Source organism: Streptomyces sp. NPDC102406 (assembly GCF_044765725.1).
Classification (GTDB): domain Bacteria; phylum Actinomycetota; class Actinomycetes; order Streptomycetales; family Streptomycetaceae; genus Streptomyces.
Genome location: NZ_JBIWKP010000002.1, coordinates 272,901 through 286,044 on the forward strand (window position 1 = coordinate 272,901; position 13,144 = coordinate 286,044).

15 protein-coding genes and 1 pseudogene are annotated in these 13,144 nt (G+C 72.9%); 15 read left to right on the top strand and 1 reads right to left on the bottom strand.

The genetic code is table 11. The features are described from left to right. The first annotated feature begins 154 nt into the window (after positions 1–154). The 14 genes from ACIRF8_RS09655 to ACIRF8_RS09720 all read left to right on the top strand — a co-directional run bounded on the left by ACIRF8_RS09655 (position 155) and on the right by ACIRF8_RS09720 (position 11,514). Positions 155–1,297, top strand: coding sequence for a sensor histidine kinase (locus ACIRF8_RS09655; protein WP_404212753.1), 1,143 nt, complete (start codon positions 155–157; stop codon positions 1,295–1,297). 164 nt (positions 1,298–1,461) lie between these two features. Further along, positions 1,462–2,376 carry an ABC transporter ATP-binding protein gene (locus tag ACIRF8_RS09660; RefSeq protein WP_404212756.1) on the top strand — a complete coding sequence of 305 codons (915 nt, stop codon included), beginning with the start codon at positions 1,462–1,464 and terminating at the stop codon, positions 2,374–2,376. After that, positions 2,369–3,133: an ABC transporter permease gene (locus ACIRF8_RS09665; RefSeq protein WP_404212758.1), complete on the top strand. Its 765-nt coding sequence runs from the start codon at positions 2,369–2,371 to the stop codon at positions 3,131–3,133. Before ACIRF8_RS09660 ends, ACIRF8_RS09665 begins: the two co-directional genes overlap by 8 nt. A gap of 126 nt (positions 3,134–3,259) precedes the next feature. Next, positions 3,260–3,391 carry an aborycin family tricyclic lasso peptide gene (locus ACIRF8_RS09670; RefSeq protein ID WP_207828757.1) on the top strand — a complete coding sequence of 44 codons (132 nt, stop codon included), beginning with the start codon at positions 3,260–3,262 and terminating at the stop codon, positions 3,389–3,391. 62 nt (positions 3,392–3,453) lie between these two features. Continuing rightward, a complete protein-coding gene (locus ACIRF8_RS09675) occupies positions 3,454–5,289 on the top strand; it encodes a lasso peptide isopeptide bond-forming cyclase (protein ID WP_404212761.1) in 1,836 nt (611 codons plus the stop codon). Continuing rightward, on the top strand, positions 5,286–5,549 hold the full coding sequence (locus ACIRF8_RS09680) for a lasso peptide biosynthesis PqqD family chaperone (RefSeq protein ID WP_404212763.1): 264 nt from the start codon (positions 5,286–5,288) through the stop codon (positions 5,547–5,549). Before ACIRF8_RS09675 ends, ACIRF8_RS09680 begins: the two co-directional genes overlap by 4 nt. Further along, complete coding sequence (locus ACIRF8_RS09685) at positions 5,546–5,782, top strand: PqqD family peptide modification chaperone (protein ID WP_404212765.1); 237 nt, start codon at positions 5,546–5,548, stop codon at positions 5,780–5,782. The genes ACIRF8_RS09680 and ACIRF8_RS09685 overlap by 4 nt, the downstream gene beginning before the upstream one ends. Then, on the top strand, positions 5,779–6,207 hold the full coding sequence (locus tag ACIRF8_RS09690) for a lasso peptide biosynthesis B2 protein (protein ID WP_404212767.1): 429 nt from the start codon (positions 5,779–5,781) through the stop codon (positions 6,205–6,207). The genes ACIRF8_RS09685 and ACIRF8_RS09690 overlap by 4 nt, the downstream gene beginning before the upstream one ends. Beyond that, on the top strand, positions 6,204–7,175 hold the full coding sequence (locus ACIRF8_RS09695; RefSeq protein WP_404212769.1) for an ATP-binding cassette domain-containing protein: 972 nt from the start codon (positions 6,204–6,206) through the stop codon (positions 7,173–7,175). The genes ACIRF8_RS09690 and ACIRF8_RS09695 overlap by 4 nt, the downstream gene beginning before the upstream one ends. Next, complete coding sequence (locus tag ACIRF8_RS09700) at positions 7,172–8,035, top strand: ABC transporter permease (protein ID WP_404212771.1); 864 nt, start codon at positions 7,172–7,174, stop codon at positions 8,033–8,035. The genes ACIRF8_RS09695 and ACIRF8_RS09700 overlap by 4 nt, the downstream gene beginning before the upstream one ends. 8 nt (positions 8,036–8,043) lie before the next feature. Continuing rightward, positions 8,044–8,709 carry a MauE/DoxX family redox-associated membrane protein gene (locus ACIRF8_RS09705; protein ID WP_404212773.1) on the top strand — a complete coding sequence of 222 codons (666 nt, stop codon included), beginning with the start codon at positions 8,044–8,046 and terminating at the stop codon, positions 8,707–8,709. Between the two features lie 37 nt (positions 8,710–8,746). Then, a complete protein-coding gene (locus ACIRF8_RS09710) occupies positions 8,747–9,439 on the top strand; it encodes a DsbA family protein (RefSeq protein ID WP_404214240.1) in 693 nt (230 codons plus the stop codon). Continuing rightward, positions 9,436–10,779, top strand: coding sequence for a lasso peptide C-terminal Trp epimerase (mslH, locus tag ACIRF8_RS09715; protein WP_404212775.1), 1,344 nt, complete (start codon positions 9,436–9,438; stop codon positions 10,777–10,779). The genes ACIRF8_RS09710 and mslH overlap by 4 nt, the downstream gene beginning before the upstream one ends. Before the next feature lie 60 nt (positions 10,780–10,839). Beyond that, on the top strand, positions 10,840–11,514 hold the full coding sequence (locus tag ACIRF8_RS09720) for a response regulator (RefSeq protein WP_404212777.1): 675 nt from the start codon (positions 10,840–10,842) through the stop codon (positions 11,512–11,514). A 43-nt stretch (positions 11,515–11,557) separates the two neighbouring features. On the opposite strand, the pseudogene ACIRF8_RS09725 reads toward ACIRF8_RS09720, so the two are convergent. Next, positions 11,558–12,399: pseudogene (locus ACIRF8_RS09725) on the bottom strand (MFS transporter); the annotation flags it as partial. Positions 12,400–12,542: 143 nt separating this feature from the next. Between ACIRF8_RS09725 and ACIRF8_RS09730 the strand changes: the two are divergent. Continuing rightward, positions 12,543–13,142, top strand: coding sequence for a TetR/AcrR family transcriptional regulator (locus tag ACIRF8_RS09730; RefSeq protein ID WP_404212779.1), 600 nt, complete (start codon positions 12,543–12,545; stop codon positions 13,140–13,142). The last annotated feature ends 2 nt before the right edge of the window (positions 13,143–13,144 follow it).

The following is a 13,144-nucleotide window of genomic DNA, read 5'->3' on the forward strand; positions in this document are numbered from 1 at the left end:
GGGGAGGGAGCATGGCGCAACGCGTGTCGAGTATGCGTAGGCGTTTCAGGGGAACCCAAGTTCGCCTATCAAGTGCAGGAACTCCCTTCCGGTTAGAGGGTGATTCTCGGTCAGGCGTTGGACGGGCCTGTGGTCGGGCGCATACTTTCGCCGCATGGTCGACACCCGTGATCGGCGCCTTGTCCTGCTCGACGTACCGGCCGCGTTCGGCTTCGCGCTGCTGCTCCAACTGGCTCCGCTGCGCCCCGCGTTCGACGGCGCGGCGGACGGTGCCGGCGCGTGGCTGCTGTCCGCGGCCGTCGCGCTGCCGCTCGCCGTCCGCCGCCTGCGGCCGCTGCCGGTCTTCGGTTTCGTGCTGGTCGCGGCGTGTGCGGCGCTCGCGTACGGGCTCGGTCCCGTGCCCTTCCTCGCCGCTGCCTACGCCCTCTATCCGGTGGCCGTCGCGCGGCGCCGCACCGGCCGTTCCGCGGTCGTCATCGGCGGGGTCTGCGTGGTCGGCGCGGCCCTGCTCACCATGACCGGCGGCAGCGACTACCGCGGCGGAACCGGCGCCGTGCAGGGCCTGTTCGGGGCGCTCGTCCTCGGCGCGACCTGGGCGACGGGCTCGGCCGTGGGCGAGCGGCGGGAGAGCCTGCGGCGGGTCATCGAGCAGACCGCCGAGCGGGCCAAGGTCGAGGAGCGCCTGCGCATCGCCCGCGACATCCACGACGTGGTCACCCACAGCGTGGGGCTCATCGCGGTCAAGGCCGGAGTCGCCAACCACGTCATCGACAGCCGTCCGCAGGAGGCGCGAGAGGCCCTGGTCGTCATCGAGGACGTCAGCCGCAAGGCCCTGCGTGACATGCGGGCCACCCTCAAGCTGCTGCGCGACGGCGACCGCGCCGTCCCCGCCCCGCAGGAGCTGCGGCCCGTACCGGGCCTCGGTGACCTGCCCGCGCTCGTGTCCACTGCGGAGGCCGCGGGCGTCCGTGTGGAGCTGCGCGCCCACTGCCCGCAGCAGCCCCCGGAGACCGTCGCCACCTCCGCGTACCGGATCGTGCAGGAAGCCCTGACCAACGTCGTCAAGCATGCGGCTCCGACCGTCTGCCGGGTCCGGCTCGTCGCCCAGGACGGCGTGTTGGCGGTCGACATCGCCGATGACGGGCCCGCGCCCGCCGCCGCGCACCGGCCCGCCGTACCCGGTGGCGGCCTCGGCCTGGTCGGGATGCGGGAGCGGGCCGCCGCGCACGGCGGCAGCCTGACCGCGGGGCCGCGCCCGGACGGTGGTTTCCAGGTCGCGGCTACCCTTCCGTACTGACGGGGCCGCCCGAACCCGCTCCAGGAGCGCGCCGGTTGTGCCGGTTGTTCCGACTGTCCTGAATCGGCCTCATACTCAGGTATGGGTTCCGGGCGCAGGGCCCGCGCGTCCTTCCCGTCCCGCGGCCGATGTGCCCGCCGGAGCCTCCCGGAAGACTTCTTCGTGTGATCGACGCCAAGAATCTGACCAAGCGGTACGGGGAGCACACCGTCGTCGGCGGTCTCACCTTCACGGTGCGGCCCGGGGCCGTCACGGGCTTCCTCGGCCCCAACGGAGCGGGCAAGTCCACCACCTTGCGGATGATGCTCGGCCTCACCCGCCCCGACGAGGGAACCGCGCGGATCGGCGGGCGGGCCTACCGCGACCTGCGCCACCCGGCCCGGCACGTCGGCGCGCTCCTGGAATCCTCGGTGCCGCACCGCAGCCTGACCGCCCTCGACCATCTGCGCTGGCTGGCACAGAGCAACCGCATCCCGCGCCGCCGCGTCGACGAGGCCCTGGACGCGGTGGGGCTCACCGGTGCCGCGCGCCGCCGCGTGGGGACGTTCTCGCTCGGCATGGGGCAGCGGCTCGGCCTCGCCGCCGCCCTGCTCGGCGACCCGCCGGTCCTGCTGCTCGACGAACCCGTCAACGGACTCGACGCCGAAGGCATCCGCTGGCTGCGTGAACTGCTGCGCGCCCAGGCCGCCGAGGGCCGCACCGTCCTCGTCTCCAGCCACATGATGGCGGAGATGTCCATGGTCGCCGACCATCTCGTCGTCATCGACCGCGGCCTACTGCTCGCCGACACCGGGATGGCGGACTTCATCGAGCGCCACGGACGCTCCTACGTCCGCGTCCGAACCCCCGAACCCGGGTTTCTGGGGCGGGAGTTGGAGCGTAAGGGCGTCACCTTGCGGGTCGCGTCCGACGGCAGCCTCGAGGTCTCGGGGCTCACGGCCGCCGAGATCAACCAGATCGCCGCCGCCGTCTCCCTCCCCCTGAACGAACTGAGCACCCACACCGGCTCCCTGGAGGACACCTTCCTCGCGCTCGTCGGCCGGCGCCGCCCCGCATCCGAGGGGAACACACGTGTCTGAGACCGTCTCCGAGACCGCCGCGGCCGTCCGGGCCGAGTTCACCAAAGTGCGTGGCGTCCGCTCCACCTTCCTCGCCCTGCTCTTGTTCGCGCCGCTGAGCGTGGCGATCGCCGCGCTCGACGGCTGGTCCGCGAAGTCGGCCATCGAGTCCGACAACGGCATGCTCAGGGACGGCTTCACCGCCCAGCAGGCGGGCCTGGACGGCATCCTGTACGGGCAGCTCGCGCTGATCGTCTTCGGTGTGCTCGTCGTCAGCACCGAGTACGGCTCCGGCATGATGCGCGTCTCCCTGCTCGCCGTGCCGCGGCGCGGACGCCTGTACGCGGCGAAGCTCACCGTGACCGCGAGCGCCGCCCTGCTCGTCGCCCTCCCGGTCACGGTCGTCGGCTACCTGGTCACCCAGGCCGCCCTCGGCACGCACGGCGCCTCCCTCGGTGACACCGGCGTGCCCCGCGCCCTGGCCGGTGCGGTGGGCTACCTGGTCCTGATGAGCCTGTTCGCCGCCGGGGTCGCGGCCGCCGCGCGCAGTGCCGTGCTGCCGTTGGCCGTGCTGCTGCCCATGGTGCTCGCCGGATCGCAGATCCTCTCCGTCATCGGGGCGACGAAGGAACTCGCGCGGTACTTCCCCGACCGGGCAGGCACCCAGATGCTCACCGTCGACTCGGACGACGCGCTGCGCGGCTGCGTCGTCCTGCTGGTGTGGACCGCGGCGGCGCTCGCCCTCGGCTACGTACGGCACCGGCGGTGGGACGCGTGACGGGACCTGCATGGGGCTCTTGTCCCATGCCTTTGGGACATGCCGCGCCCTAGCTTCCTCCTGTCAGCGGGATCGCGGCCCCGGACCCCTCCGTCCGGGGCGACCCGCCCGATCAGGAGGTATGCCATGTCCGTTGAGATCTACGAGCCCCCCATGCTCCAGGAAGTCGGCGACTTCGACGAGCTGACCAAGTGCCTCGGCGTCGGTAGCTGCAACGACTTCGCCGGCTGTGGCTACGCCATCGTCTGCTTCTGGTGAACACACTCGGTGCCGGCGCGCCCGCTCGGGCGCGCCGGCACCGCCCGGGGGAACGAGGCGACATGGAATTCGTAGTTCTGCCGGACTGTCCGGCCGGTGCCGCGCCCGCCGCGCGCCTGCGGGCGAGCCGCAGGATCGACCACCCGTCGGGGCGTCCGTGGATCGTCGGCGACTGGGCCGACGACGAGGCCGTCCTCATCGAGGCGGGAACCCGCCGGATGGTGCTCTTCGGCATCACCGACCTCGACGCGCGGGCCACCGCCGACCGGCTCGGCCGACTGCGCTCCCCCGGTGACGCCGACGCGCTCGCCGCCCGTCTCGCGGGCAGCTTCCACCTCCTGGTGAACATCGACGGAGACGTGCGTGCGCAGGGCTCCGTCGTCGGCGTCCGCCAGATCTACTCGGCCACGGTCGACGGCGTCACCGTCGCGGCGAGCGGCGTCGCACCCCTGCGGCGGCTCACCGACGCGCCCCTGGACGAGAGCGTGCTCGCCGCCCGGCTGCTCGCGCCCGGTGGCGCGCCCTGGCCCCTCGCGCAGCGGCCCGTCCGGCGCGGTATCGCCCCGCTGCGCACCGGCCACTGGCTGTCCGTCGGCGCCGACGGCCGCTCCCGGCAGGTGCGCTGGTGGCGGCTGCCCGACGCGACTTGCTCCCTCGCCCAGGGCGCGGGCGCCGTCCGCGCCGCGCTGACCGACGCGTTCGAGGCGCGGGTGCGGCCCGGCCGGAGAGTCAGCGCCGACCTGTCCGGTGGCATGGACTCCACGACGCTGTGCTTCCTCGCCGACGTGGCCGGGGCGGACCTGGTCACCTATCACGTGGCGCCGCTGGACAGCGCGAACGAGGACAGCGTGTGGGCGCGCAGGGCGGCCGATCTGCTGCCGCGGGCCCGCCACCACACACTCACGGCGGACCGCGCGGAGAACCTGTTCGACGTCGGCTACACCGCCGAACACACCGACGCCGCCCCCGAAGGCCCCTCGACCTGGGCGTCCGGGCTCGCCCACATCCGCGACCTGGCGCGCCGGGCCCGCGACGAGGGCTCCGTACTGCACCTGAGCGGCTTCGGCGGTGACGAGCTGTTCGGCCGGATGCCCACCTCCGCCTGGTCGCTCGCGCGGGCCCGGCCGGTCAGCGGACTCCGTCTGGTCAACCGCTACCGCCTCGCCAACCGCTGGTCGTGGACCGGCACCGTACGGGCGCTCGCCGACCGGTCGACGTTCGCCCGCAACCTCACCGACGTCGCCGCCCGGATCGGTGCCCCGCCGCCCCCGCTCGATGTGCCCGACTTCGGCTGGGTGTTCGCGCCCCGGATGCCCGCCTGGGCGACGCCGGACGCCGTGGCGGAGGTCCGCCGGCTGCTCGTCACGGCCGCCGCCGAGCAGCCCGAACCCCTGGACGACGACCGGGCCCGGCACCAGGCCCTCGCCTCGCTCGTCTTCGAGGGCGCGACGATCCGCCAGGTCAACACGGCACTCGCAGGCACCGGCATCGTCTGGGACGCGCCGTTCCTCGACGACCGGGTGATCGAGGCCGCGCTCGCCACCCGGGTCGAGGACCGGCTGGCGAGCGGCCGGTTCAAACCGCTGCTGGTCGACGCCGTGCGCGGTGCCGTGCCCGACGGCATCCTCGACCGCCGCGACAAGGGCGAGTTCAGCGCCGAGGCGTTCCGGGGCCTGGCCCGCAACAGGGCCCGGATCCTGGAACTCGCCGAGGACTCCCGGCTCGCCGCACTCGGCCTCATCGACCCGGCGAGGTTCCGGGCGGCGGTGCTCAACCCCGGGCCGATGTCCCACCACCTCCAGCCGATCGACACCACCGTGGCCTGCGAGAGCTGGCTCCGCACCCATGCGGGCCCCTGGCAGGACACCGAGGTCCAGGACACAGGAGTACGCCGATGAAGCTGAGCCTCGCCCGTGACGTCACCCTCACCGACGTCGATTCGGGCGCCGTCCTGCTCGACGGACGCCACGGCCGCTACTGGCAGTTGAACGCGTCCGGGTCCGCCGTCCTGCGCAGGCTGCTGGACGGACACGGCCCCGACGAGGTCGCCGCGAGCATGTCGGCCGTCGCACCGGTCACCGAGGACCGGGCCCGCCAGGACGTACAGGCGCTCATCGACTCGCTGACCGCCGCCCGCCTCCTGGAGGTCTCCCGATGACGACCCCCGCCATCGCCGAACACGCGGCCCGACTCCCCTGGCGCCGCCAGCTCGCGCCCCGGTGCGCGGCTGGGTCCGCCGTCCTGCGCAGGCTGCTGGACGGGCACGGCCCCGACGAGGTCGCCGCGAGCATGTCGGCCGTCGCACCGGTCGCCGTGGACCGGGCCCGCCAGGACGTACAGGCGCTCATCGACTCGCTGACCGCCGCCCGCCTCCTGGAGGTCTCCCGATGACGACCCCCGCCGTCGCCGAACACGCGGCCCGACTCCCCTGGCGCCGCCAGCTCGCGCCCCGTTGCGCGGCCGGTGCCGCCCGGCTCCTGGTGCGGCTGCCACCGGCCAGGCTGCACCGGGCCCTGGGGGTGCTCAGCACCGGTGCCAGGCCCGCCGGGTACGAGGAGGTGGCGCGGGCGCGGCGCTCCGTCGTCTCGGTGAGCACCCGGTGCGCGGGGCTCGGCTGCCTCCAGCGCTCCGTCGCCACCGCCCTGCTGTGCCGGGCCAGGGGCCGCTGGGCCGACTGGTGCACCGGCTTTCGCACCCAGCCCTTCGGCGCGCACGCCTGGGTCGAGGTCGACGGGCGCCCGGTCGACGAACCCGGCGAGCTCAGCGCCTTCCGCACGGTCCTCGCCGTGCGCCTGCGGGACGGGGGCCGCGCATGACGGCCGCCGCGATCAGGGCCGAGGGCCTCTACGCGTACTACGGCACCCACCCCGCCGTGAACGGGCTCGACCTGACGGTCCCCGAAGGGTCCACGTTCGGCTTCCTCGGACCGAACGGGGCCGGGAAGACGACCACCATCAGCATGCTCACCACGCTGCTCAGGCCCACCGCGGGCCGCGCCGAGGTGGCGGGCTTCGACGTCGCGACGCACGCCTCCGACGTCCGCCGCAGAATCGGCATCGTCTTCCAGGAGTCCACCCTGGACCAGGAGTTGACGGCGAGCGAGAACCTTCGCTTCCAGGCCGATCTGTGCGGGCTTCCCCGCCGGGAGGCGCGTACGGCGATCGCCTCGATGCTCGACCTGATGGAGCTGTCCGAGCGCGACCGGATCCCCGTACGACAGTTCTCCACCGGGCTGCGGCGCCGCCTGGAGATCGCCCGCGGACTGCTCGGTGCGCCCCGTGTCCTCTTCCTCGACGAGCCGACCACCGGCCTCGACGCGCAGACCCGCGCGGCCGTCTGGGACCACCTCGACCGGTTGCGCCGCGAACAGGGCATCACGCTCTTCTTCACCACGCACCAGTTGGAGGAGGCCGAGCACTGCGACCAGGTCGCGATCGTCGACCGCGGCAAGGTCATCACCCAGGGCACACCCGCCGAGCTGAAGTCCGTGATCGGGTCCGACCTGGTGATGCTGCGCACCGAGGACGACGCGCGCGCCGTGGACGCCCTCGCCGATCGCTTCGCCCTCGCCGCCGAACGCACCCCCGACGGGCTTCTGCTGCGGGTCGCGCACGGCGCCGAGCTGGTCCCCCGGTTGTGCACGGAACTCGGCCTGACCGTGCGGTCGGTGTCCGTCGCGCCGCCCACCCTCGACGACGTCTTCCTGCACCACACAGGGTCGGAGATCCGGGAGAGCGTGCCGAACGCGCACACGCTCGGCACGATCGGGGAGGGAATCCGATGAGCCGCACCACCGTCGCCCAGGCGCCCGTCGAGGCGCAGGCCCCCGCCGGGCCGCCGCGCACCCCGGGGGCTCTGCGCCCCTATCTCCTGCTGTGGCGCCGGGAGATGACCCGGCTGCGCCACAATCCCGTACGTCTCGCCATGGGTCTGGTCACCCCGCTGCTGTTCCTCGTCGTCCTCGGCACCGGTCTCGACGCCGCGTCCGGCAACCTCGGCAAAGCGCAGCTCAACGACTACCGGGCCTTCCTGTTCCCGGGCGTCCTGGTGATGTCGGTGCAGGCGCCGGCGATCGCCGTGGGCATCTCGCTCGTGTGGGACCGCAGGCTCGGTGTGCTGCGGCAGATGCTCGTCGCCCCGTTCCCGAGGCCCAGCATCGTGCTCGGACTCGCGCTCGGCGGCGCCACCACGGGCGGCATCTACGGGCTGCTCGTCCTGTCGGTGGGGGGCATCGCGAGCATCCGGTACACACCTGTGCTGCTGGTCGTCCTCGTCGAGGTCTTCCTGATTTCCCTGCTGTTCACGGCACTCGGACTGCTGGCGGCGGTGACGATCCGTCAGGTCGACACGTTCCAGGTCGTCGTGAACCTGAGCCTGATGCCGCTCATGTTCTTCTCCGGTGCGATGTTCCCACCGAACGGCCTGCCGGGCTGGCTCTCCGTCGTCGTCAAGCTCAACCCCCTGACGTACGGCGTCGACGCGGTCCGCAGGACGCTGCCCGGCCCGGAGGTCCTCAGCTCCGACCAGACCCGGCTGCTGATCGGCGACTGGCAACCGCCCGTCGCCGCCGAACTGGGCCTGCTCGCCGCGATCGTCGCGCTCACGCTGGGGATCGCCACCTACCGTTTCTCCCGTACGTCATGAGGTATGCCATGAGGTACGCCGTGAGGGCGGCCACGGCGGGACCCGCGGCCCGGGCACGGATGTGGCCCTGGGCGGGGACGGCGGCGCGGCTGCTCCTCGCCGGGGTCCTGGGGTACGCGGGGCTCGTCAAGATCCAGGACCTGGCGAACGCCGAGCGCTCGGTCGCCGTCTACCAGATCGTTCAGGGCGGGGCGGCCCAACTCGTCGGCGGCGCCCTGCCGTTCATCGAGGTGGCCCTCGCTCTGCTCCTGCTCGCCGGGCTCGGAACCCGGGTGGCGGCGACCGCCACCGCCACGCTCATGGCCGTCTACATCACGGCCATCGCCTCGGTGTGGGCGCGCGGCCTGTCCATCGACTGCGGCTGCTTCGGCGGCGGAGGCACGCTCGCCGACGGCGCCGTACGCGGTTACGCCGTCGACATCGCCCGCGATCTGCTCTTCCTCGGCGCGGCCGTTCTCCTGATCCGCCACCCGCGCACGCGTTACGCCCTGGACCGCAGGGTCCTGGACACCCACGACTCAGGAGGGAACCAGCGACATGGAGTCCACGGACACGGACACGGAGATGGGCAAGGGGAAGGGCGAGGGCGAGGGCAAGGGGAAGGGCGAGGACAAGCGGGCGGGCGAGGCCGCGAAGCGCTCGCATCCGCACGACACGGACAGCACCAGCAGTAGCAGTAGCAGTAGCGGCACGGACACGCTGGTCCGTGACATGGTCCACCGGCGGCATCGCCGCAGGCGCACCGCCGTCGTGTCGACCGTCGCCGTCGTTGTCGTCGCCGGGGCCGCGCTCGTCGGCGCGGGTCTGGTCCGGGCGAACAACTCCGACCCCGGTGAGGCCCCGGCCCGGGCGCCGCGCGGGGCGAGCGCCGACAAGGCGGGCATCACGGCCGCCGAGGGCCCGGTCCGTATCGACCTGTACCTCGACTACCTCTGCCCCGAGTGCCGCAACACCGAGCGGACCCTCTCCCCCGCCCTCACCTCCCTGAAGGCGAAGGGCGACATCCGCCTCGTCTACCACCCTGTCGCGTTCCTCGACGACTACAGCGACCCCGGTGGCTACTCCTCCCGGGCCGCGTCGGCCGCGGCCTGCGCCGCCGACGCGGGCCGGTTCGAGGAGTACACGGCCGCGCTCTTCGCCGGGCAGCCACCCGAGCGCGGCCCCGGCCTCAGCCAGGCGCAACTCATCGCCACCGGCCGGGACGTGGGCATCACCGGCGACTCCTTCGCCCGCTGTGTCCGCGACGCCCCGCACAAGCCCTGGGTGACCTACGTGTCCGATGTGGCCGCCTCCCGCAAGGTGTCCATGACCCCGACCGTCATGGTGGACGGCGCACGCGTCGACGTCACCGGCAAGGACGCCACCGGTGAACTGACCCGCGCCGTCGAGAAGGCCCGCCGGTGAGCCGCCTGACCGTGGCCCTCACCGGTGACTGCATGGCCACCAGAGGCGCCCCGATCACCGCGGACCCGGCCGCCCGGGCCCTGCGCGACCTGCTGCGCGGCGCCGACTTCGCCTTCACCAATCTGGAGACCGTGCCCGGCGCGGGCCGCGGCCATCCGGTGCACAACGCGGCGGGCGGCGGCGGGCTGATCGCGGACGCGGGCATCCTCGACGGCCTCGCCGACGCCGGTTTCACGGTGCTCGGCTGCGCGAACAACCACGCCCTCGACATGGGCGTCGAAGGGCTCCTCGGCACCATCGACCAACTCACGGCCCGCGGTGTCCCGTTCGCCGGGATCGGCGCCGACCTGACCGCCGCGCGACGCCCCGTCTACGTCGACCGGCCCGGCGGCAGCCTGGCCCTGATCGCGTGCAGCGCGACCTTCCTGCCCGGCCAGGAGGCGGCCCCGCCCTCACCCGACCTGCCCGGCCGGCCCGGCGTGAACCCGCTGCGGCACACCGCGACCCTCGACGTGACCGCGGCCCAGATGAAGGTGCTGCACGAGATCGACGCGCAGAGCGGGCTACGGGCCCGACGGGCCGAGGCGCGCACCCTGCTCGGCATCGACCCGGCGCTGCCCGGACCCGGCCGGTACACGCTGTACGGGGCGCGGTTCCGGGTCGCGGACGCGCCCGGGATGACGACCGCCTGCGACCCGGGGGACCTCGACGGCATCGAGCGGTGGGTGGCCGAGGCACGCTCCCGCGCGGACCTCGTCCTGGTCAGCGTCCACGCGCACGAGCCTGGGCCGACCCCCGAGGACCCCGGCGAGTACCTGCGGGAGTTCGCCCACCGGGTGATCGACGCGGGCGCCGCCATGGTGGCCGGGCACGGCCCGCACTTCCTGCGCGGCATCGAGCTCTACCGGGGCCGGCCGATCTTCTACAGCCTGGGCAACATCGTCAGCCAGATCGAACTGGCCGACCGGATCCCCGCCGAGGACTACGCGAACGTCCCCGGCATGCGACAGCTCACCCCTGGGCGGTACTTCGCCGAGCTGAGCGGGCACGGGCGCCGCCTGTTCGCGCCGCACCGCCGCTACTGGCGTTCGCTCGTCCCCGTCCTCACCTTCGAGGACGGCTGCCTGGCCGAGGCGCGCCTCCACCCGGTCGATCTCGGTTTCGGCGAGCCGGTGCACCGCCGGGGCCGCCCGCGTCTGGCCGGGCCCGTCGAGGCGAAGGAGATCCTCACCGACGTGGCCGACCTGGCCGCCGCGTACGGCACCCGGGTGAGGCTCACACCGACGGGAACCGGCGAACTGGTCCTGCCCTCACCCCGCCCCCCGGACGACACCGCATAAAATCGTCCGCCCAGGACCCGACACCGTCGCGCGCGCCAGGCGGGGAACGAGGAACACGGCATGACCGAGCCCGTCCGGGTACTGATCGTCGACGATCAGGCCCTGCTGCGCGGGAGCTTCCGGGTCCTCATCGACTCGACGCCCGGCATGGAGTCCGTCGGCGAGGCGGGCGACGGCGCGGCGGCGGTCCGACTCGCACGCGAACTGCGGCCCGACGTCGTCCTGATGGACCTGCGGATGCCGGTCATGGACGGGATCGCCGCGACCCGGCAGATCTGCGCCGACGCGGCACTGTGCGGCGTACGGGTCCTGGCGCTGACGATGTTCGACATGGACGAGTACGTGTATCCGGCCCTCCAGGCGGGCGCGAGCGGGTTCCTGCTGAAGGACGCGTCGCCGGCCGAACTGGTCCACGGCATCCGGGTGATCGCCACCGGCGAGAGCGTCCTCGCCCCGACGGTCACCCGGCGCCTCATCGCCACCTTCTCCCGCGTCCCCGCCGAGCCCGGCCCCGCCCCCCGGCTCGTCGGTCTCACCCGCCGCGAGCAGGAGGTCCTCGTCCTGATCGCCAACGGTCTGTCGAACGCGGAGATCGGCGAACGCCTCGTCATCAGCCTGCCCACCGTCAAGACCCATGTCAGCAGCCTCCTGGCGAAGCTGCGCGCCCGGGACCGCGCGCAACTGGTCATCATCGCGTACGAGAGCGGCCTGGCGGAGCCGGGGATGCCGGCCTGACGGTTCCTGCGGATGGACCTCGACCGTCGGCCGCCCGCCCGGCCTACGGCTTGTCCGGCCAGGTCGGACGGCGTACGAAGTGTGCCCCCACGACCACCGTGGCGAGAGCAGCGGTGACGCCGCCCAGCGTCATCACGGTGGACGGTGAGGTGCGGTCGACGGTGAGACCGCCGAGCAGCGCGCCGAGGGAGATCGTCACCTGGAACGACGCGGTGAACAGCACACCGGCCGCTTCCGCCGCGGGAGGGGCCGCCTTGGCGAACCAGGTCTGCGACGCGACGGGTACCGCCCCGTAGGCGGCGCCCCAGACGATCAGCAGCGTCATCGCGCCGGTGCTGTGGTGTCCCAGGACCGGGAGCAGAAGCGTGGCGGCAGCGATCATCCCTGCGGCGACGGCGACGGCGACGGTGGATCGCGGTCGGTGTGTGACACCGGCGCCGCCGACGAAGTTGCCCACCATCCCCGCGGCGTCGAAGAGGAGCAGGAGGACGGTGAGCGAGCCGGAGCTCACCTCGGTGACCTGTTCGAGGAACGGGATGACATAGACGGGGTGACATAGGTGTAGGCCCCGAGGTGCGCCAGGACGATGAGAAAGGTGAGGAGGAGCGCGAAGCGGGTGTTGGTGCCGTGGAACATGCCGCGCAGCTCGCTCAGCCGGGCCGCCCCGACCGGCGGCAGCGGCGGGACGACCAGCAGGACCAGGGCCAGTACGCCGAGGGTCAGGACGCCCATGACGACGAACGTCGTACGCCAGCCGGCGAGTTCCGCGACGAAGGTGCCGACGGGGACGCCCAGTACCGAACCCAGCGGAACGACAGAGAAGATGACGGCCGTGGCTCGCCCGACCGATTCCGTGGGCACCAGGCGCTCGGCCAGACCTCGTCCGCTTTCCCGGCGACCACGCCCACCAACAGGTGATCCTGCGCCCGGAACTCGTCGTGCGCCGCTCCTCGCGCGCGCCGCGGAAGTCCGCCGCGGCGCGACAGCCGTCGTAGATGACTGGTCTAATCCGGTGTTACGGTCCGCCCATGCCAGTCACCAGGACGGAAACGCGCCAGAGCCTTCTGCACACCGCACGGCGGATAGTGGCGACGAAGGGTTACAGCGCGGTCGGCATCAACGAGATCCTTGCCGCGGCCGGCGTGCCGAAGGGGTCGTTCTACCACTACTTCGGCTCCAAGGACGCCTTCGGCGAAGCGATGATGAAGGACTACTTCGACGAGTACCTGGCGACGATGGACTCGATCGCCGCCGACGAGGGCAAGAGTTCCGCCGAGCGGCTGATGACGTACTGGCAGTGCTTCTACGACACGCAGGTCGCCGACGACTGCCGGGGCGGCTGCCTGGTCGTCAAACTCGCCTCGGAGATCGCCGACCTCTCCGAGTCGATGAGAGAGGCCACGAAGACCGGGACCACGGGGATCATCGACCGACTGGAACGGATGATCACCGCCGGTGTCGCGGACGGCTCCGTGGCCGTCGGCGACGCCCCTCGCGCGACGGCCGAGGCCCTGTACGACCTGTGGCTCGGCGCGAGCATGATGGCGAAGATCCATCGCAGCCCGGCCCCCCTCGCCCGCGCCATGGACAACACGCGCCGCGCACTCCACGAGCAGGCCGAGAGGTAGGC

Excerpts from the sequence above, each read along its gene's own strand:
- ACIRF8_RS09690 (WP_404212767.1), top strand. The coding sequence starts at position 5,779 with ATGACGACCCCCGCCGTCGCCGAACACGCGGCCCGACTCCCCTGGCGC.
- ACIRF8_RS09670 (WP_207828757.1), top strand. The coding sequence starts at position 3,260 with ATGTCCGTTGAGATCTACGAGCCCCCCATGCTCCAGGAAGTCGGCGAC.
- ACIRF8_RS09680 (WP_404212763.1), top strand. The coding sequence starts at position 5,286 with ATGAAGCTGAGCCTCGCCCGTGACGTCACCCTCACCGACGTCGATTCG.
- ACIRF8_RS09705 (WP_404212773.1), top strand. The coding sequence starts at position 8,044 with ATGAGGTACGCCGTGAGGGCGGCCACGGCGGGACCCGCGGCCCGGGCA.
- ACIRF8_RS09675 (WP_404212761.1), top strand. The coding sequence starts at position 3,454 with ATGGAATTCGTAGTTCTGCCGGACTGTCCGGCCGGTGCCGCGCCCGCC.
- ACIRF8_RS09730 (WP_404212779.1), top strand. The coding sequence starts at position 12,543 with ATGCCAGTCACCAGGACGGAAACGCGCCAGAGCCTTCTGCACACCGCA.
- ACIRF8_RS09655 (WP_404212753.1), top strand. The coding sequence starts at position 155 with ATGGTCGACACCCGTGATCGGCGCCTTGTCCTGCTCGACGTACCGGCC.
- ACIRF8_RS09685 (WP_404212765.1), top strand. The coding sequence starts at position 5,546 with ATGACGACCCCCGCCATCGCCGAACACGCGGCCCGACTCCCCTGGCGC.
- ACIRF8_RS09700 (WP_404212771.1), top strand. The coding sequence starts at position 7,172 with ATGAGCCGCACCACCGTCGCCCAGGCGCCCGTCGAGGCGCAGGCCCCC.
- ACIRF8_RS09720 (WP_404212777.1), top strand. The coding sequence starts at position 10,840 with ATGACCGAGCCCGTCCGGGTACTGATCGTCGACGATCAGGCCCTGCTG.
- ACIRF8_RS09695 (WP_404212769.1), top strand. The coding sequence starts at position 6,204 with ATGACGGCCGCCGCGATCAGGGCCGAGGGCCTCTACGCGTACTACGGC.
- ACIRF8_RS09710 (WP_404214240.1), top strand. The coding sequence starts at position 8,747 with ATGGTCCACCGGCGGCATCGCCGCAGGCGCACCGCCGTCGTGTCGACC.